The organism is Pontibacter rugosus (assembly GCF_042678745.1).
GTDB classification, from domain to species: domain Bacteria; phylum Bacteroidota; class Bacteroidia; order Cytophagales; family Hymenobacteraceae; genus Pontibacter; species Pontibacter rugosus.
Genome location: NZ_JBHTLD010000103.1, coordinates 1 through 17,065, shown reverse-complemented (window position 1 = coordinate 17,065; position 17,065 = coordinate 1). Strand labels below are relative to the sequence as shown.

At 46.8% G+C, this 17,065-nt stretch carries 18 protein-coding genes; 8 read left to right on the top strand and 10 right to left on the bottom strand.

Annotated features, from left to right (window positions below):
• Positions 1–245: 245 nt before the first annotated feature.
• The 4 genes from gap to ACFQ2O_RS12035 all read left to right on the top strand — a co-directional run bounded on the left by gap (position 246) and on the right by ACFQ2O_RS12035 (position 3,748).
• The gene (gene gap, locus ACFQ2O_RS12050) at positions 246–1,238 is read left to right on the top strand and encodes a type I glyceraldehyde-3-phosphate dehydrogenase (RefSeq protein WP_377527884.1); all 993 of its coding nucleotides are present in this window, start codon (positions 246–248) and stop codon (positions 1,236–1,238) included.
• 187 nt (positions 1,239–1,425) lie between these two features.
• On the top strand, positions 1,426–2,277 hold the full coding sequence (locus ACFQ2O_RS12045; protein WP_377527881.1) for a universal stress protein: 852 nt from the start codon (positions 1,426–1,428) through the stop codon (positions 2,275–2,277).
• A 100-nt stretch (positions 2,278–2,377) separates the two neighbouring features.
• On the top strand, positions 2,378–3,259 hold the full coding sequence (locus ACFQ2O_RS12040) for a diacylglycerol/lipid kinase family protein (RefSeq protein WP_377527878.1): 882 nt from the start codon (positions 2,378–2,380) through the stop codon (positions 3,257–3,259).
• A gap of 141 nt (positions 3,260–3,400) precedes the next feature.
• The gene (locus ACFQ2O_RS12035; RefSeq protein ID WP_377527875.1) at positions 3,401–3,748 is read left to right on the top strand and encodes a translation initiation factor; all 348 of its coding nucleotides are present in this window, start codon (positions 3,401–3,403) and stop codon (positions 3,746–3,748) included.
• A gap of 109 nt (positions 3,749–3,857) precedes the next feature.
• On the opposite strand, the gene ACFQ2O_RS12030 is transcribed toward ACFQ2O_RS12035, so the two are convergent.
• From ACFQ2O_RS12030 to ACFQ2O_RS12015, 4 genes are all read right to left on the bottom strand, one after another.
• On the bottom strand, positions 3,858–4,259 hold the full coding sequence (locus ACFQ2O_RS12030) for a hypothetical protein (protein ID WP_377527872.1): 402 nt from the start codon (positions 4,257–4,259) through the stop codon (positions 3,858–3,860).
• Between the two features lie 63 nt (positions 4,260–4,322).
• Entirely contained in the window at positions 4,323–5,057 is a 735-nt protein-coding gene (gene kdsB / locus ACFQ2O_RS12025; RefSeq protein WP_377527868.1) for a 3-deoxy-manno-octulosonate cytidylyltransferase, read from the bottom strand.
• A gap of 215 nt (positions 5,058–5,272) precedes the next feature.
• Positions 5,273–5,611, bottom strand: coding sequence for a hypothetical protein (locus ACFQ2O_RS12020; protein WP_377527865.1), 339 nt, complete (start codon positions 5,609–5,611; stop codon positions 5,273–5,275).
• A 146-nt stretch (positions 5,612–5,757) separates the two neighbouring features.
• The gene (locus ACFQ2O_RS12015; protein ID WP_377527862.1) at positions 5,758–7,143 is read right to left on the bottom strand and encodes an NfeD family protein; all 1,386 of its coding nucleotides are present in this window, start codon (positions 7,141–7,143) and stop codon (positions 5,758–5,760) included.
• Positions 7,144–7,241: 98 nt separating this feature from the next.
• On the opposite strand from ACFQ2O_RS12015, the gene ACFQ2O_RS12010 reads away from it, so the two are divergent.
• Positions 7,242–8,018, top strand: a complete 777-nt coding sequence (locus ACFQ2O_RS12010; RefSeq protein ID WP_377527858.1) for a DUF4905 domain-containing protein — start codon at positions 7,242–7,244, stop codon at positions 8,016–8,018.
• 5 nt (positions 8,019–8,023) lie between these two features.
• Positions 8,024–8,980, top strand: a complete 957-nt coding sequence (locus ACFQ2O_RS12005; protein ID WP_377527855.1) for a LysM peptidoglycan-binding domain-containing protein — start codon at positions 8,024–8,026, stop codon at positions 8,978–8,980.
• A gap of 217 nt (positions 8,981–9,197) precedes the next feature.
• On the opposite strand, the gene ACFQ2O_RS12000 is transcribed toward ACFQ2O_RS12005, so the two are convergent.
• The 6 genes from ACFQ2O_RS12000 to ACFQ2O_RS11975 all read right to left on the bottom strand — a co-directional run bounded on the left by ACFQ2O_RS12000 (position 9,198) and on the right by ACFQ2O_RS11975 (position 14,647).
• Positions 9,198–10,196 carry a beta-ketoacyl-ACP synthase III gene (locus ACFQ2O_RS12000; RefSeq protein ID WP_377527851.1) on the bottom strand — a complete coding sequence of 333 codons (999 nt, stop codon included), beginning with the start codon at positions 10,194–10,196 and terminating at the stop codon, positions 9,198–9,200.
• A 135-nt stretch (positions 10,197–10,331) separates the two neighbouring features.
• Positions 10,332–11,273 (bottom strand): phosphate acyltransferase PlsX, encoded by a 942-nt coding sequence (gene plsX, locus ACFQ2O_RS11995; RefSeq protein WP_377527848.1) that lies wholly within the window; start codon positions 11,271–11,273, stop codon positions 10,332–10,334.
• Positions 11,274–11,323: 50 nt separating this feature from the next.
• Positions 11,324–11,521 carry a 50S ribosomal protein L32 gene (rpmF, locus tag ACFQ2O_RS11990; protein ID WP_377527844.1) on the bottom strand — a complete coding sequence of 66 codons (198 nt, stop codon included), beginning with the start codon at positions 11,519–11,521 and terminating at the stop codon, positions 11,324–11,326.
• 50 nt (positions 11,522–11,571) lie between these two features.
• The gene (locus tag ACFQ2O_RS11985) at positions 11,572–12,117 is read right to left on the bottom strand and encodes a YceD family protein (RefSeq protein ID WP_377527841.1); all 546 of its coding nucleotides are present in this window, start codon (positions 12,115–12,117) and stop codon (positions 11,572–11,574) included.
• 67 nt (positions 12,118–12,184) lie between these two features.
• Complete coding sequence (pdxA, locus tag ACFQ2O_RS11980; protein WP_377527837.1) at positions 12,185–13,207, bottom strand: 4-hydroxythreonine-4-phosphate dehydrogenase PdxA; 1,023 nt, start codon at positions 13,205–13,207, stop codon at positions 12,185–12,187.
• A gap of 6 nt (positions 13,208–13,213) precedes the next feature.
• Positions 13,214–14,647, bottom strand: coding sequence for a leucyl aminopeptidase family protein (locus ACFQ2O_RS11975; RefSeq protein ID WP_377527834.1), 1,434 nt, complete (start codon positions 14,645–14,647; stop codon positions 13,214–13,216).
• A 151-nt stretch (positions 14,648–14,798) separates the two neighbouring features.
• On the opposite strand from ACFQ2O_RS11975, the gene rsmA reads away from it, so the two are divergent.
• Together rsmA and mgtE are read left to right on the top strand one after the other, a co-directional pair.
• The gene (gene rsmA / locus ACFQ2O_RS11970) at positions 14,799–15,584 is read left to right on the top strand and encodes a 16S rRNA (adenine(1518)-N(6)/adenine(1519)-N(6))-dimethyltransferase RsmA (RefSeq protein WP_377527831.1); all 786 of its coding nucleotides are present in this window, start codon (positions 14,799–14,801) and stop codon (positions 15,582–15,584) included.
• Between the two features lie 7 nt (positions 15,585–15,591).
• Positions 15,592–16,944, top strand: a complete 1,353-nt coding sequence (gene mgtE / locus ACFQ2O_RS11965) for a magnesium transporter (RefSeq protein ID WP_377527828.1) — start codon at positions 15,592–15,594, stop codon at positions 16,942–16,944.
• Positions 16,945–17,065: the final 121 nt, after the last annotated feature.

Genomic DNA, 17,065 nt, shown 5'->3' with positions numbered 1-17,065 from the left:
CCGTAGGGGAATCGAACCCCTGTTACTAGAATGAAAATCTAGCGTCCTAACCCCTAGACGAACGGGCCGTTCTGTCTGATTGTGGTGCAAATATAGAGGGTGTTTTCCAGCTTGCAAATATTTTAGGCAAATATTTTTTTGTTTCTACGTAAGCTCTTCTAGATCAGCGTAGAAAAAAATATTGGTTTTACTCTATGCGATCTCGTAACTTAGCAGCATTAACAAACTCTCAATAACTAGATACCATGTCTAAAATAAAAGTTGCAATTAACGGCTTCGGCCGTATCGGCAGACTTACTTTTAAGGCCCTGCTTCAGAAAGACAATGTAGAGGTCGTTGCCATCAACGACCTGACAGATACAGCTACATTGGCGCATTTGCTGAAGTATGACTCTGTGCACGGAAAATTTGACGGCACTGTGGAGGCGTCTCAAAATGGCATTATCGTAAACGGAACTGAAATAAGGATCACAGCCGAGCGCGAGCCTAAGAACTTGCCTTGGGGCGAGCTAGGTGTTGATGTGGTGCTGGAGTCTACTGGCCGTTTTGTGGATGAGCAAAGCGCTGGTGGTCACCTGGAGGCTGGTGCCAAAAAGGTAGTAATATCTGCTCCTGCTAAAGGTAATATCACAACAGTAGTGCTGGGTGTGAACGAAGATGTGCTGACAGGGGAGGAGAAAATCCTTTCTAATGCATCTTGTACCACCAACTGCCTTGCGCCAATGGCAAAGGTATTGGACGATACGTTCGGTATTGAGAAAGGCTATATCACGACAGTACACGCTTATACTTCTGATCAAAACCTGCAGGATGCGCCTCACAAAGATTTGCGTCGTGCTCGTGCTGCAGCTTACTCTATTATTCCAACATCAACAGGAGCTGCAAAGGCAGTTGGATTAGTACTTCCTCACCTGCAAGGTAAATTGGATGGGGTAGCAATGCGCGTTCCAATTCCAGATGGTTCACTTACTGACTTTACTGTTGTGCTGAAGAAAGCTGCAACGAAAGAAGAAATCAACGCGGCTATGAAAAAAGCGGCTGAAGGTGCCATGAAAGGTGTTCTGGAGTACACAGAAGATCCAATTGTTTCCATTGACATCGTGGGTAACACCCATTCTTGTATCTTTGATGCAGAGATGACATCAGCAAACGGAACACTTGTAAAAGTGGTAGGCTGGTATGATAACGAAACAGGTTATTCTAACCGTGCTGCTGACCTGATCACTCGAATCGGATAAGCAAAAGCTATAGTATAAAAAGCAAGAGCCCGCTTCTCTCAAGAAGCGGGCTCTTGCTTTTTATACTGCCTGAACAAGGTTGAGCAGTTTATAGTATAAAGTGACATATATCATCGTTTATATTAGATATAGCCTATATTTTTATCGTAGTTAAACGACACATATAGCTGTCATAACCGCACAAACCATGAAAAGAATTTTAGTACCCACAGATTTCTCAGAAGAAGCCCGGAATGCCTACCAGGTAGCCCTTGCTATAGCGCACAGAACAGGAGCTGCCATCAAGCTGCTGCATGTGGTGGAAACGCCTTACTACTCCCCAAACTTCAGCGCGACAGGCGATGTAATGGTGGGTAGCAATGGCATGGAACAGGTATACATGCTGCGTCTGCTGGAGAGTACCAAAGAGCACATGAACGAGTTGATCCGCAGCTATCCGACAGAAGGCGTGGAGGTTGTGCATGAAGTTGAGGTAGACCGGCCAATCAGCAAGATAAAGCGCACCATAAAGGATGACAACGTGGACCTGGTGGTGATGGGTTCTAAAGGCTCCAGCGGGTTTGATGAATTCCTGATTGGCTCCAATACAGAGAAGGTGGTTCGTGCTGCGGAATGCCCTGTATTAACTGTAAAGCATCAGCACCGCGATTTTAACGTGCGGGAGATTGTGCTGGCCTCTGATTTCAAACGAGAAGTGGGGCAGGCGATGGAGAAGTTTAAAATGTTTCAGGAGTTGTTCGGCGCACGTGTACACTTAGTTTACATCAACACGCCTGGTGCTTTTGAGTCGAGCACTAACCTAAAACAGAAGTTAGAACACGCTGCGCAAAAGTATGGCTTGCAAAATTATACTATCAACGTGTATAATGATACCGTGGAGGAAGACGGAATACTTCACTTTGCTCAGGAGGTGAGGGCTGATCTGATTATGATGGCTACCCATGGCCGCACAGGCTTTGCACACCTGCTAAGCGGAAGTATAGCCGAAGATCTGGTAAATCACACACAGATACCTGTGCTGACCCTTCAGCTAAAATAGCAAGTATAAAATCTCTCCAAAGCCTGGTGCCTTAATGCAGCAGGCTTTTTTTATATCCACCTGAAAAGGGTATTTTTGCGCAGGCCCAAAAGCCACGTTCATGAGCAAACGCCCACAAATCAGGTTCATTATCAATCCTACATCAGGCCCTAAAAGCCGTGTTGATGTGGCTGCACGTATAGCTATACTTCTTGACCACGAGAAGTATAAGCACGACATTGTTTACACCACCCATGCTGGACATGCCCCTGAGCTTGCCCGCGAGGCAGCAGAAGCAGGTTGCGAAGTGGTGGTGGCCGTAGGAGGGGATGGTACTGTGAACGAAGTGGCAAGAGGCTTGTTGAACACGAATACAGCTTTGGGTATACTGCCGAAAGGATCTGGTAATGGGTTGGCACGGCATCTCAAGATTCCTTTGGCGCTGGATAAGGCCATCCAGCTACTAAACAAAGGGCAAGTGGCAAGTATAGACAGTGGATGTATAAACGGGCACCCTTTTTTTACGACCGCTGGAATTGGTTTCGATGCTTACATCAGTTCTGTGTTTGCTGGTAACAAAAAGCGAGGCTTGCAGACGTATGTGGAGCTGGTGATGAAAGAAGTTATGTCTTACAAACACCTGCCTCTAAAAGCAAGCATTAACGGCACTACTTTCGACACTGATTGCTTTGTAATGGCCTTCGCGAATGCAGCACAGTATGGTAATAATGCCTATATCGCACCGATGGCAGATATAAAGGATGGCAAACTGGATGTATGCCTGGTTCGGCGTCTGGATTTAATAAAAGCTCTGAACTTAAGCTACTGCATGCTTACTAAAACACTTGCCCACTCCGACAGTGCCGAATATTTTACCACAGAACATGTAAAAGTATACATGGAGGAGCCCATTATGTACCACGCCGATGGCGATTATTTGGGTAAGGCGACAGCGTTTGACGTGCAATTGTTGCCGCTCTCGCTGAAGGTGGTGGTGCCTTGAAAGAATTATGAATTAATAAATAAGAATTAGGAATGGTGTATTGATTGAAGCAGGGATAGCAAAAGTAGCATCTCTAAAGCACTCTTAGAAAAACCTTTAACAGGATCAACCATTCCTCACCAGCCATAAATTATTGATACCATGAGTGATAAAAATAAGAAAGGCCGCCAGGGAGTTGTATACTCTACTAACCAGGAATTTAATTACGATTATGAACAGGAGCAAAGTCAAGACACGTTACCGCCGCAGCAGCAGAACCTAAAAGTAATGCTTGATAAGAAGTCGAGAGGAGGCAAGCAGGTGACGCTGGTAGAAGGCTTTGTTGGTTCTGATGATGATTTGAAGGAACTGGGTAAAATGCTAAAGAGCAAGTGTGGTGTGGGTGGCTCTGCCAAAGATGGAGAAATCCTGATTCAGGGTGACTTTCGCGATAAAATACTGCAGATGCTGCATGCGGCGGGTTACAAAGCCAAGCGCGTAGGCGGGTAATGCTTTAACAGCATGATTTCTTTTCCTGATGTAGAGCCGCAAGAGATTCTAGTTGAGAGCATGTTTAATTTGTTCTGCAGCATAAAGTATAAATTTCTAAAACATGCTCCTACAAGCCTTTGAGGTATTTAGATGGCCCCTGAATGAGGTAGAAGTTTTTTGTTTGCGCTAGAAACACTTTGCCGGCAAGAGCAGGAGCCTTGGGAGGTGTTGGCTTGTACACCTGTAAATTCTGGGCTGTCACCACTGTTTTTAGAAAACCGTTTTCCTCAAGCTTCTGCTGTAATTCTTTCAGTTTATACTTGCTGACAGGTATGCGTATGCTGGTGCGGCGATAAAGCAGCAGGATGGTCACACTGAAAAGCAAGGAGAAAATGGCTGCATTCAGCATTATCTCCCCAATTACTTCTTGTGAAGTGCTTGTGTTAAACTTTCCTCTTAAGCCGTACCAAACGGCAGTAAGTAAACTATACATCGTAAAGAAGTACAAGTTCAGCCTTACGAATCGCATTAGCGTGTAGTTTTTCATTCCGGGGCCTCCATCTGTTAGCAAATAATAGCTTTGCTGTATACCTTAGCTCCTTTCTATAGCTCGCTGTAAATCTTCTGGCGTATCAATGCCAATGGTTTCATGGTCGGTAATGGCCGTGGTGATACGGAAGCCGTTCTCGAGCCAGCGCAACTGCTCCAGCGACTCTGCTGTCTCCAGTGCAGAGGGAGGAAGTTGGGTAATTTGCTCCAGAATATCAGCGCGGTAACCGTAGATCCCGATGTGCTTGTAATAAGTGTGCTGCTTGTGCCAGATGTCACTCGGAATGTTGCGGCAATAGGGGATAGGCTGACGGCTGAAGTATAAAGCCTCGCCCGTAGTGCCCACCACTACTTTTGGTGAGTTGACGTTAAACAGTTCTTCGGGTGTTTCTATTTTTTTGATCAGTGTAGCCAGTTGGGTATGTGTGCTGTTAAAGCAGGTAGCTACCAACTCAATTTGTTCCGGATGTATAAAAGGTTCATCACCCTGTATATTGATAATATACTCATACGGCTCATCATTCAATTGATAAGCCTCAAAGCAGCGGTCGGTACCGCTTTGGTGGTTGGAATCTGTCATTACAGCTTTACCGCCAAAAGCTTTTACGTGCTCTAGAATGCGTGCATCGTCGGTTGCCACCAGTACTTCAGCAAGACCAGACTTTTTTGCCTGCTCATACACCCGCTGTATCATGCTTTTGCCGTTGATATCAGTTAAGGGTTTGCCTGGGAAACGGGTGCTGGCGTAGCGAGCCGGTATAATGCCGATTACTTTCATCTTCTTACCTGTTTAGATCAAAGCTTAAAGTTACACAAGCGCTGTGATTATCCCAGTAAAAGCAATGGGTAACACTTGATTTATAATACTGCTTTGCCTGCTTCTACGCTAGCTGGATAGCAGTAACAGGATAGGGCTAAACATTAAGCGGTTTTCATTTATTCAGAAGTCACTCCTAAATAAATGAAAACCGCTTAACCGAGGTTAAAGAGGTGCTAAGAAGCCGTGACTGCAATAACCCGTATAGCATCCATCACGCGTGGCTGAGGCAGCATGCCGCAGCGGCGGTCAATAGGTTCAGCGAGTGGCTCGTATTCCAGTTGTACCTGGCTGCTTTCCTGTTGCTTAAACTGCTCAGGTATGGCATCTTCGTTTTGGGGCAGGTATCGTTTCCCGTCTATCTCTACTTCAAAACCGCAGCCGTCGGCGGCAATTTCACCGGTCCAGTGGAGGGTAGCAGTGGTGGCTTGGCTGCCGTTTTCCTGCTGTGAGGTGCTTTGGCAGGCCGCCAGTGTTAGTAGCGAAAGGGTAAAAGACAGAAAGGTTAATTTCATGTTTGCTTTTCGTTTTGGAAGGATGACAGAAGATTTGAATTTGCTATACGTAAAACACCTAGCCACAGAAACGCACAGCCTGTGTTCTTTTTAAAGTATAAATTCTTTTATAAAATAGCAGTTTAGTGGATTTACTGGCAGCTATACTACGCTAAGCCTTCTCCGGACGTAGCTTGTACTTCTATGCGCTTCACGCGCAGCGCAAATGTGCTATGGTCTACCACTTGTACGGCATCGCCCCGTTCTATAAAGCCATCACGTGCCTGTGCGTCGTATAGCGTATTACCTATCATAACTCTTCCAGATGGTGCCATGCGTGTATGCGCTACGCCAGTTTTGCCTACCAGGTGAGCTGCGGTATTGGCAGAACGATATCCTTCTTCGCTGTCAAATGTATTCTTAAGCACCATGCGTTGCATAGATTGGCTGTTAAGTACGCGGTTCCAGGTGAGGGCGATCATAACACCTGCGCCTACCATACCGATTACTACGGCAATGAGGCTCTTCATCAGGTTATCAGATGGCACAAAAGTGAAATCAAACAGCTGGTTATTCACCATTACCAACACCAGCGATACTACTGTAAGTATAATGCCGCTGATACCTGCAATGCCAAACCCAGGAATCACAAAAAGCTCCAGGACAATAAGTATAATTCCTCCTACAAACATCAGAATCTCCCAATTTTCGGCCAGGCCAGTTAGGTAGTAGGGTGTTAAGTATAAAACGCCTGCCACTAGTGCTGCCAATAGCGGAAAACCAATACCAGGTGTCTGCAACTCAAAGTATAACCCGCCGATAATCACCAGCAACAGTATACCGCTGATAAAGGGGTTCAGGAAAATAGATACGATTTTGTTGGCTGTGCTTAGTTCGTATCTGATGATCTCAGCATCCTGCAGGTTAAGCTCAGCCAGCACACCATCCACGTTAGTTGCTACGCCATCGCAGAAGCCATACTTGATTGCTTCGGATGTAGTAAGCGTCAGAACCTGCCCGGCTGAAAGGGTGCTGTCTACGCTTGCCTCTACCATTGCCTCGGCCAGGTGCGGGTTGCGGCCGTTGGCTTCGGCAGTAGAGCGCATAATGGAGCGCATGTAGCTTTGGTACTTACCAGGTGCTGCCTGCCCATCGGCACCTACCACCGTAGCTGCTCCTATATTGGCGCCGGGAGCCATGTATATACTATCGCAGGCCAGGGAGATAAGAGCACCTGCCGAGGCCGCATTTTTATCTATGAACACATACACTGGCTTCGGGTACTCCAACAGGCGTTTTCGAATCTCATCTGCATCATTCAGCGCACCGCCAAACGTATCCAGCACCAGCAGTACATGGTCAGCCCCTACTTTTGTGGCTTCTTCCAGCGCTAGTTCTGTATAGCGGTTGGTTCTCGGATCAATCTCGGAATTCACTTCCATAATGAACACCTTTGGCTTTGTTTGCTGGGCTTTGCTAACGTATGGCGCTAATAAAAGGCACAGCAACAGATTGAATACAAACAGATGCTGAAGCTTTGGGTTGATTTTCATAAATTTGCAGACGGTTTTAAACCATGTTCAGGAGATAATATACCAAAAATTCGAGGCTTATCATACACCCGGTTTTTAAATACCAGTTTAGCGCACCTGTGTGGCGTATTCGGCTTAATACCACGATCAATATGCTGGCCCTGGAGGTGCGCGACTCAGATCTGCTGTTAACGCAATTCTATACTTTGGGTACAGATGGTTTTATTTTGCAGCAACTGGCTTTGCCAGAAGCGCAGGCGTGGTGGCAGGGGCTGGAGGAGGCAGAGCATGGGCAAATTTATTTGCACGGCTATGGCGACAAAAAACTGGGCCAGCACAAAGGTATAGTAGCAGTTGCCCCTGAAACGGGCTACAAAGTATGGGAGCAGACAGAGCTTGCCTATTATGGCATAGCTCCTGAAGGGATAGTAGCTTACCATCCGAAGCAGCCGGAGGCACCCATGCAGGTATTGGCGCCAAAAAGCGGTGTGCCTACAGGCCAGGTGCTAAACCAGGTGCAGGCAGCGGAAGTGGTGGCGCAACATAGCCGCAGCCGCTATGCCGACTGCCACTATCCGGTTTTATACCGTGAGGGGGAGGAGTACTTTGAGCAGGTGCAACATTTTCTGGAACTACAAATAGGTGTAGCAGCTGTGCAGGCCATAGAGTATGCCGAAACAGCCACACACCTGATCATCAGTTTTTATATCCAGGATACGGAGGGTAAACTGTGCAATAGCTTAGTTATTTTCGATTTGGACGGAAATTTGCTCTTACAAGAACAACTCGGGAGCAGTTTAAGTGGAATTGGTTCAGATACTTTTTTTATCTTTAAGCATAATCTTTTTTTCATCCTGAACAGAGTCATTCTTCAGGTTTTTCGACTTTCAGTCTAGCCATTATGTTACGATCTATTTTAATCACGCTTGTAGTTGTGCCAGCGCTTTCTTTCTCAGCCAATGCTTTCGGTACGGAAGCAGTAAGAGATTCTGTAGGCATGGAGCGAAAAGGAGGGAAGCTTTTTGTGAAGCATAAAGTAGAGCCAAAGGAAACGCTTTATGCCCTTTCCCGAAAGTATAATGTGCCCGTAGATCAGATTGTAGGAGCCAACCCTAGTGTACAGACAGCCATCAAAATCGGTGAAATCGTGCTTATCCCCCGAGGCTTTGTGTCGATGGGTGCTACTACACCCGCAGCTTCTACTACCGCTCCTGCTGCCAGCAATCGTACCTATACGGTAAATGACGGAGGCAATAAACTGCACACTGTTGAGCCGAAGCAGACATTGTACGCCATCTCGCGCATGTATAATGTATCCGTTGATAACATTAAAGCCTGGAATAACTTACCAGATAATAATATTGAAATTGGCACCCAGCTTATTGTAGGGAAGGGCATGGCACAAGCTACCAAAAAGCCTATTTATGTGCCAGAGCCAGATGACGAGATAAAGCAGCCGGAGGCGACTACCACTACAGCAGCTCCTTCCGCCTCAGCTAATACTACCCCTGCTACGCCTGTGTCCACTGCTTCAGCAAGCGAACGTGTAGATGAAAAAGCTACCGAGACCGAGGTAGCCGGTGTAAAGAAGATGCTGGAGAGTGGAATGGCTGAAATGATTGATGCTAAATCTAACGATACAAATAAGTACCTGGCACTGCATAAAACAGCTCCTGTCGGTACCATTATGCAGGTAAAAAACACCATGAACGGAGAGGTTGTATATGTGCGCGTTATTGGTAAGCTGCCTGATACCGGAGCAAACGATAAGGTGGTAGTGCGTCTCTCTAAAAAAGCTTATCAAAAGCTTGGGGCGGTAGACCAGCGATTCAGAGTTGAGCTGTCTTACATGCCGTAAGGTCGTTTCTTCTTAAGAGCATGTTTAAAATTTATACTAACTTTAAGTATAAAAATACAAAGCAAAGCGGTGGGCACTTATCATGTCCACCGCTTTGCTTTGTATCTTCTGGTAAGATTTAGAGTTCGTTGGGGCTGCTTAGGGTAGTACAGACACAACAAGAGCGGCGCTTTTTATAAGCGCCGCTCTTGTTGTGTCGTAGTATGTTATTCAAAATCTACTTTGGGTCGTAAGCCCATTTCAGGTAGATGGAGCCCCAGGTAAACCCGCCACCAAAAGCAGCCAGAATAATGTTGTCGCCTTTTTTTAATTGATCTTCATACTCCCAAAGGCAAAGCGGAATAGTGCCGCTGGTGGTATTCCCATACTTATGGATGTTCAGCATAACTTTCTCGGAACTTAAGCCCATGCGGTTAGCTGTTGCCTCAATAATACGCTTGTTGGCCTGGTGTGGCACCAGCCAAGCTACATCTTCGCCTGTCAGGTTGTTGCGCTCCATTACTTCGGCAGATACATCAGCCATACCTTTTACAGCAAACTTAAATACTTGTTGCCCTTCCTGGAAAGCATAATGCTCGCGTGCCTGTACTGTTTCGATCGTAGCTGGTTTGCGGCTGCCTCCGGCCTTCATATGCAGGAACTGTGCGCCTGTGCCATCGGACTTAAGTATGGAATCCTGTATTCCCAAGCCTTCTGTGTTAGGCTCCAGCATCACAGCGCCACCGCCGTCGCCAAAAATAATGCACGTAGCACGGTCAGTATAGTCAACGATAGAAGACATTTTATCAGCACCTACTACGATTACTTTTTTATACTGACCAGTCTCGATAAACTTAGAGCCCGTTGCTAAAGCAAAAAGGAATCCTGAGCAAGCAGCCTGCAGGTCGTAACCAAAAGCATTTACAGCGCCCACTTCTGCCGTAATCAGGTTGGCAGTCGCCGGGAAAACCATGTCAGGAGTGGTGGTAGCGCAGATCAGCAGGTCTACTTCTTCTGGCTTTGTATTTGTCTTTTTGAGTAGCTCCAGTACTGCCGGTACCGCAATGTGTGATGTTCCTTGCCCTTCTTCCTTCAGAATACGCCTTTCTTTGATACCTGTGCGTGATGTGATCCATTCATCATTTGTCTCCACCATGGTTTCAAGCTCCTTGTTGGTGAGCACGTATTCAGGTACATAGCCACTCACGCCTGTAATGGCAGCAGTAATCTTACTCATTAGTCAAATTGGTTTAGGTGATAAAGATTAAGGCAGGCAATTTAATAAAAAATACTTGGCATAACCTGTCAGTTTCTTTTAAAAAGAATCTTTTGACAGATTAAGCCAAGTATACTTGCGCCTGTACAGTAAATGTTAAGCGCTGAAATTTTTGCGGAAACGCTCCGAAATTTTGGAAGAAGCCATTTTCTGAGCCTGTAGCACCATGTTGCATATAGCACGTGGGCTAGAGACACCATGGCCAATCAAGGCATTGCCGTTGATCCCTAAAATAGGACTGCCACCTACGGCTTCGTAGTTAAACTTGTCGAAGAATGGGTCATGTACGCCTTTGTCGTTAAGTATGTCATACAGCGACTCAGCCATTTTCAGGATGATGTTACCAGTATACCCATCGCAGACAATCACATCGGCTTTATCATTGAAGAGATCTCGCCCTTCAATATTACCGATAAAGTTGATGCTGGCGTTTGCTTTCAGGCGCTGGTGTGCAGCCTGGGTAAGCATTGTTCCTTTGCCTTCTTCTTCGCCAAGGTTCATAAGGCCAACTTTCGGGTTCTGAATATCCAGCACATACTTGGCGTAAATAGAACCAAGCTCACCGAACTGCTCGAGAACTTCCGGCTTGCAGTCGGCATTAGCGCCAACGTCCAGAATCACCCCCATACCACCACTCAGTTTAGGCACAAGGCCTGCAATGGATGGCCGTAAAATGCCCTCTACTGATTTTACGCTAAACATGGCTCCAACTAGCATAGCGCCGGTGTTGCCAGCACTACAGAAAGCATCTGCCTTCTGCATTTTTAGCAATCCATAGCCAACAGCTATACTGGAGTCGGGTTTTTGGGTCAGGGCCTTGGTAGGGTGTTCGCCCATCTCAATTACCTGACTTGCATTTATTACTGTAATGCTGTTGCCCGTATATCCATATTCTTGAAGCAGACCGTTTACTACATCCTCTTTGCCGATAAGCAAAATGGATGTGCCCGGATCTATCTCCTGAACGGCCATTAATGCACCTTTAACAATAGCTTCAGGTGCAAAGTCGCCGCCCATGGCGTCTAAAGCGATTCTCATTTACAGGGGGTGTTAAATTATACAGAACTAAAACTATAGTAGGCTAGTGCTTACTGGGCATTAGTTGTATAATTTTTGATAGCCAGCTTGCCCTTGTGAAACAAATCACCATCTACCACATAAGCGTGGTGATACAGGTGAGGAGTATCTGTTGTTGGGCAGATCGCAATGGCTTTCTCAGAGAGCTTCTGGTGAGTTCTTCTCTTATCTCTTCTGGTCTTCGAAATCTTACGTTTAGGATGTGCCATTTTTAGTTGATAATTTACTTACGTTTATACTTTATTACTTCTGAAATTCACTAGTTAAGATTCCGAAGAGCATCCCAACGCGGGTCGCTATCATCCTCGTCATCATCTCCTTCCTCGTCTGTGTCAGAATCGTAGCGGGATGAGTAAATCAGGATATCCTGTTCGTCGTCATCGTCTTCCTCTTCTTCCACAAAGCGCGGATGCAGTTTCTTCATTGGCAGCGACAGACTGATATAGTCATGCAAATGCTGGGCAATGTTAATGGACTGCGTATTCGGTGTAATCTGCCACAAGTCATCGTCAAGCTCTGCATTCTCCTCACCGTATCTGATGCGGAAAGTTGCCTGCACATCTACCGGATGATCAAATTCATCCAGGCTTCTGTCGCAGATAAGCTTTACAGTACCTTTGATATCAAAGTGGAAGGTAAGCAGCGACTCTGTCTTATCCATTTCCACGATGGCCTGCAAATTACCGCCAAGTATGATTTCTTTCCCGAATTCATCAAAGAAAGCATCATCCAGCACAAACTCATAAGAATGCTTCTTATTGCTGAGTTTGGCTATGCCGATTTCATAATCTCTGAGCTTCTTCACAACCGACTTTTTATTGCAAGACGCAAAATTAGAATATATTTTCGATAAATAAAATACCCACGCTTAATTATACTGCGGGCATTTGCTCTGCTAATCGCTTCCGGATCACATCGCAGGCTAAAAACAATGCTTCTCTAAAAGAGGTTTCACTGGCAATGTGCTTAGTTGCAATATCATAGGCCGTTCCATGGTCTGGCGAGGTGCGCACAATGGGCAAACCTGCCGTGTAATTTACGCCGCTTTCAAAGGCCAGTGTTTTAAACGGAATAAGCCCTTGATCGTGATACATGGCTAATACAGCGTCTACCTGCTTGTACTGCTGCATACCAAAGAAGCCATCAGCAGGGTAAGGGCCGAATACCAGGTGCCCACGTTCCTTCATTTGCATGATTGTAGGGCGGATAACCTCCAGTTCTTCTCTGCCTAATAAGCCTTTTTCTCCGGCGTGTGGGTTAAGCCCCAGCACGGCTACACGAGGTTTCAGAATTCCGAAATCCTTGCGCAGAGAATCCAGCAGGATGGTTAGTTTACGAATAAGCAACTCCTCTGTGATCTTACCTGAAACTTCTTTCACTGGCATATGGCCTGTTACAGTGGCCACGCGCAGGTCGCCGCTCACTAATAGCATCAGGCTTTCTGGTGCGTCAAAGTAGGAGGTCAGAAATTCGGTATGCCCCGGGAAGTTAAACTCCTCTGCCTGTATATTGTCTTTGTTGATGGGAGCTGTCACCAGTCCATCCAGCAAGCCTGCCTTCAGGTCGCGGGAGGCAGCCAGCAGCGAATCCAGCGATGCCTTTCCTGACTCAGGTGTTGGTGTGCCAGGGTTTAGTTCCAGTTCAGCAGCGCAGCAGTCAATCAGGTTTACTTTGCGCGGCACAAGTACGTTGGCAGCATCAACCTGCTGAAACTGAAAGTGCTCGGCCTTTAGCTCTTTGCGCAGCTGGCTAAACACTTTTGCAGAGCCATAAATTACTGGGGTGCAATAGTTAAGGATACGGTTATCAGACAAAGTCTTTATGATGACTTCCGGGCCAATGCCGTTCGTGTCGCCTATGCTGATACCTAGTTTCAATTTATATTTATTATCCATTTCTGATTAGTGGGCCAATGCGCTAAGATAGTTGTAAATAAAGCGAACGCCAGTGCCAGTGCCTAATTTGCCTCTATAAGAATCTTCGCCGTGCAGGTAGGCTGTGCCGGCAATATCAAAGTGAACCCAAGGATAGCTGGTGAAAACTTCCAGAAACTTACCAGCTGTGATAGCGCCTGCATCGGCTCCTCCCAGGTTTTTGATATCGGCTACGTCTGACTCCAGCTCTTTTTTATACTCATCCCAAAGCGGAAACTCTACCAGACGCTCATGCACGTTTTCTCCGGCTTTTTTCAAAGCAGACATGGTGTCGTCTCCGGCGGTGCCCATGGCTACGGCAGCTTGCTTGCCGATAGCGCGCATGGCTGAACCCGTTAAAGTAGCGAAATCCAGCACCAACTCAGGCTCATACTTTTTGGCAAAGCTCAGGGCATCCGCCAATATCAGTCTGCCTTCCGCATCTGTGTTCATAACCTCAACGGTAGTTCCGTCGTGCATGGTGATCACATCGCCGGGTGCCACAGCCTGGCCGCCCGGGCGGTTATCAGTAGCTGGTACAAGTCCGATAACGTATAGCGGCAGCTTGTTTTTAGCAACGGCATAAAGCACACCCGCCACAGCAGCAGCACCAGCCATATCAGACTTCATAAAGTCCATGGAGTTTGGCGTTGGCTTCAGGCTAAGGCCGCCCGTATCATACACCACACCTTTGCCCACCAGCACATAAGGCTTGGTGTTTTTGGCGTTCTCCGGCTTCCACTCCATAATGTTGAAGGTAGGCGGTTCTTCGCTGCCTTGGTTCACGGCCAGTAGCCCGCCCATTTTCAGCGTCTGGATTTTAACCTCGTCCAGTACCTCTATCTTAAAGCCGGCCTCTTTTGCCAAAGTCTCCAACTGCTCGCTAAACTGGCTTGCTGATTGATGGCTATGAGGTTCATTCACCAGGTCGCGCGATTGCAGCACAGCCTCCAGCACATAAGCCAGTTCCTGCACCTGCGCTTCGCTTACCTGCTCATCGGCAATGGTTATACTTTGCAGCGAGCTCGGTTTGGCATCCTTTGTTTTATGTTTGATATAGGTATAGTTGCTCAGGTAAATTCCCTCTGCCAGGTATAAGCTAGCTCCGGTTGACGTTTTATCAACTAAGGTAATCTCTTCTGTTTTCTCAGCTTTCAGTTGCTTTAGTAAGGTATAACCAGCCTGGCGCAGCGCCTCATTACGAGCGTTCTCTGCTTTGCCTTCGGGTGCTATCACTACATATACACGGTGCGAATAGCGGTTTAGCAGGATAAGCTTGCTCTCCTGTTGCACCTGCTGCTGCACATACGCTTGCTCTTCGGACTTCAGCTCGGGAAGCTGTGCTGCTTCGCCAGCTGCCGCAATTAGCACCAGGTTTGCATTTTTCGTTAAGCTTGTGTTGTATTTAAGTTGTGTTGGCATCTGTCGTTCGTATCTTTGAGGCTGCAATATAGTAAGTATAATACGGAATGCGAAAATCAGCCTTTGCTGCTGCTTCGCACATAATAAAGGTATAACGGGTTTGGGCGGAAAAGTATACTTAGCCGTACCGGAACATGACATATAGTATAACGTGGGAAACGTAAGACCAAAAAAGCACCTGGGCCAGCACTTTCTGGTAGACCAGAACATAGCCGCCAAAATTGTTGAACAGCTCACGCTGCCGCAAGGGGTGAAAGACGTACTGGAGATAGGCCCTGGCATGGGGGTTCTCACCAAATACCTTCTGCAGCACGAGGAGTACACTACAACTATCCTGGATATCGATAAAGAATCTATCGATTACCTGAAGGAGCACTTTCCTGAACTGGGCGAGCGTATTATACTGGCTGACTTTTTAAGATCAGACTTGAGCACGCTATTCCCGGATAAATTTTCCATCATCGGCAACTTCCCTTATAATATCTCCAGCCAGATATTTTTTAAAGTGCTGGACCATCGTAATGTGGTGCCGGAGGTGGTGTGTATGATACAGAAGGAGGTGGCTGAACGCCTGGCTTCGCCTCCGGGCTCTAAAGTGTACGGCATTCTGAGTGTGCTGCTACAGGCTTTTTATACCATAGAGTATAAATTTACGGTAGGGGAGCAGGTCTTTAATCCGCCTCCCAAAGTGAAGTCAGCTGTAATCAGGTTGGTGCGCAACGAGGTGGAGAAGCTGGACTGCAACGAAAAGCTGTTTCGCCAGATTGTAAAGCTAAGTTTCGGCACACGTCGCAAAACGCTGCGAAACTCCCTCCGAAGCTTTAACTTGCCAGCTGAAGTCACAGCATTACCCATATTCGACGAACGCCCCGAGCAGCTTTCAGTACAGGAGTTTGTTTCGTTAACGCAGCTAGTAGAGCAAAACCAGAATATTTAGGAACACCATGCAGGTAGAGATAACACGCGAGTATATTGAAGAGGTAGAGCAGGCGATTGAGCGCCAGGATAAAGATTATATCCTGGGAACGATGGAAGATATGCACCCCGCCGATATTACCACCGTGTTGTATGAGCTGGATGCAAACGAATCCAGGTTTGTGCTTGATACCTTGCCGCCCGAACTGGGTTCAGAAATTCTCTCCGACTTAGATTACGACATCCGTTCTGAGTTTCTCGATAATTTCACGAGCCAGGAAGTCGCCCGTTACGTGAACCTGATGGATTCAGATGACGCGGTGGATATCCTGAACGAGATGTCGGTGCAGACACGGGAGGAAGTGATTGCGCTGCTGGAGAATGAGGAGAAAGCCGCCGCTATTCTGGACCTGCTGCACTACGAAGAAGACTGCGCCGGTGGTTTGATGGCCAAAGAGCTTATCAAAGTAAACCTTAACTGGCGTGTGCGCCAATGTATAGAAGAGATACGCCGGCAGGCAGAGCAGGTGGAGCGCTTTTATACTGTGTATGTGGTAGACAACCGTGATATACTGGTAGGCCGCGTGAGTGTAAAAAAGCTCTTGCTTTCTAAAGACGATGCCCAGGTAAAGGACATCTACAGCGAAGATGTTATTTCTATTGAGTCTTACAAAGATGAGAGCGAAGTAGTAAGTATAATGCAGCGCTATGATCTCGAGGCAATTCCCGTAACCAACATTCAGGGCCGCCTGCTGGGCCGCATCACCATCGACGATATGGTAGACGTGATGCAGGAGCAGGCCGAGCTAAGTCGCCAGCTCATGACCGGTATCACCGAAAACGTAGAAGAAGATGACAGCGTGCTGCGTATTTCTAGGGCACGTTTGCCCTGGCTTGTGATCGGAATGGTAGGTGGTATGCTGGCCGCTCAGTTTATGGGTATGTTTGAGAGCGATATCGCTATCCTGCCAGCCCTTGCGCTGTTTGTGCCACTCATCACAGCAACTGGAGGTAATGTAGGTATACAGTCTTCGTCTATTATTATTCAAACGCTTTCTTCTAACGAGGTGATGTTTGATAACATCGGCAAGCGTTTCCTGAAAGTGCTGCTGGTAGCGCTCTTAAATGCTGCTATTATTTCTTTGCTGGTTTTCTCCCTGACTTACCTGTTCCGCCGTGACTTGTCGCTTTCGCTGGTGGTTTCTATTGCGCTGTTTTCGGTGGTGATGCTGGCCTCGCTGATGGGAACTATAACGCCTATGGTGCTGGATAAATTCGGCATTAACCCTGCCGTGGCTGCAGGCCCTTTTATAACTACAGCAAATGACCTGTTAGGGTTAGCCATATACTTTGGGGTGGCACATATGTTATACAGTCTATAGTTATTCAAATTTTCTCTACACTTAGATATGAGAAGGAGACAGGGCGTAAGAGGCATTTATACTTTTAGACAACACTTGCAGCAACATTAGAGGTACACTCATATTAAAAAATAAAATACAC

Bases quoted from the DNA above. Each gene is read 5' to 3' on its own strand.
- gap (WP_377527884.1), top strand. From the start codon at position 246: ATGTCTAAAATAAAAGTTGCAATTAACGGCTTCGGCCGTATCGGCAGA.
- ACFQ2O_RS12045 (WP_377527881.1), top strand. From the start codon at position 1,426: ATGAAAAGAATTTTAGTACCCACAGATTTCTCAGAAGAAGCCCGGAAT.
- ACFQ2O_RS12040 (WP_377527878.1), top strand. From the start codon at position 2,378: ATGAGCAAACGCCCACAAATCAGGTTCATTATCAATCCTACATCAGGC.
- ACFQ2O_RS12035 (WP_377527875.1), top strand. From the start codon at position 3,401: ATGAGTGATAAAAATAAGAAAGGCCGCCAGGGAGTTGTATACTCTACT.
- ACFQ2O_RS12030 (WP_377527872.1), bottom strand. From the start codon at position 4,259: ATGCGATTCGTAAGGCTGAACTTGTACTTCTTTACGATGTATAGTTTA.
- kdsB (WP_377527868.1), bottom strand. From the start codon at position 5,057: ATGAAAGTAATCGGCATTATACCGGCTCGCTACGCCAGCACCCGTTTC.
- ACFQ2O_RS12020 (WP_377527865.1), bottom strand. From the start codon at position 5,611: ATGAAATTAACCTTTCTGTCTTTTACCCTTTCGCTACTAACACTGGCG.
- ACFQ2O_RS12015 (WP_377527862.1), bottom strand. From the start codon at position 7,143: ATGAAAATCAACCCAAAGCTTCAGCATCTGTTTGTATTCAATCTGTTG.
- ACFQ2O_RS12005 (WP_377527855.1), top strand. From the start codon at position 8,024: ATGTTACGATCTATTTTAATCACGCTTGTAGTTGTGCCAGCGCTTTCT.
- ACFQ2O_RS12000 (WP_377527851.1), bottom strand. From the start codon at position 10,196: ATGAGTAAGATTACTGCTGCCATTACAGGCGTGAGTGGCTATGTACCT.
- plsX (WP_377527848.1), bottom strand. From the start codon at position 11,273: ATGAGAATCGCTTTAGACGCCATGGGCGGCGACTTTGCACCTGAAGCT.
- rpmF (WP_377527844.1), bottom strand. From the start codon at position 11,521: ATGGCACATCCTAAACGTAAGATTTCGAAGACCAGAAGAGATAAGAGA.
- pdxA (WP_377527837.1), bottom strand. From the start codon at position 13,207: ATGGATAATAAATATAAATTGAAACTAGGTATCAGCATAGGCGACACG.
- ACFQ2O_RS11975 (WP_377527834.1), bottom strand. From the start codon at position 14,647: ATGCCAACACAACTTAAATACAACACAAGCTTAACGAAAAATGCAAAC.
- mgtE (WP_377527828.1), top strand. From the start codon at position 15,592: ATGCAGGTAGAGATAACACGCGAGTATATTGAAGAGGTAGAGCAGGCG.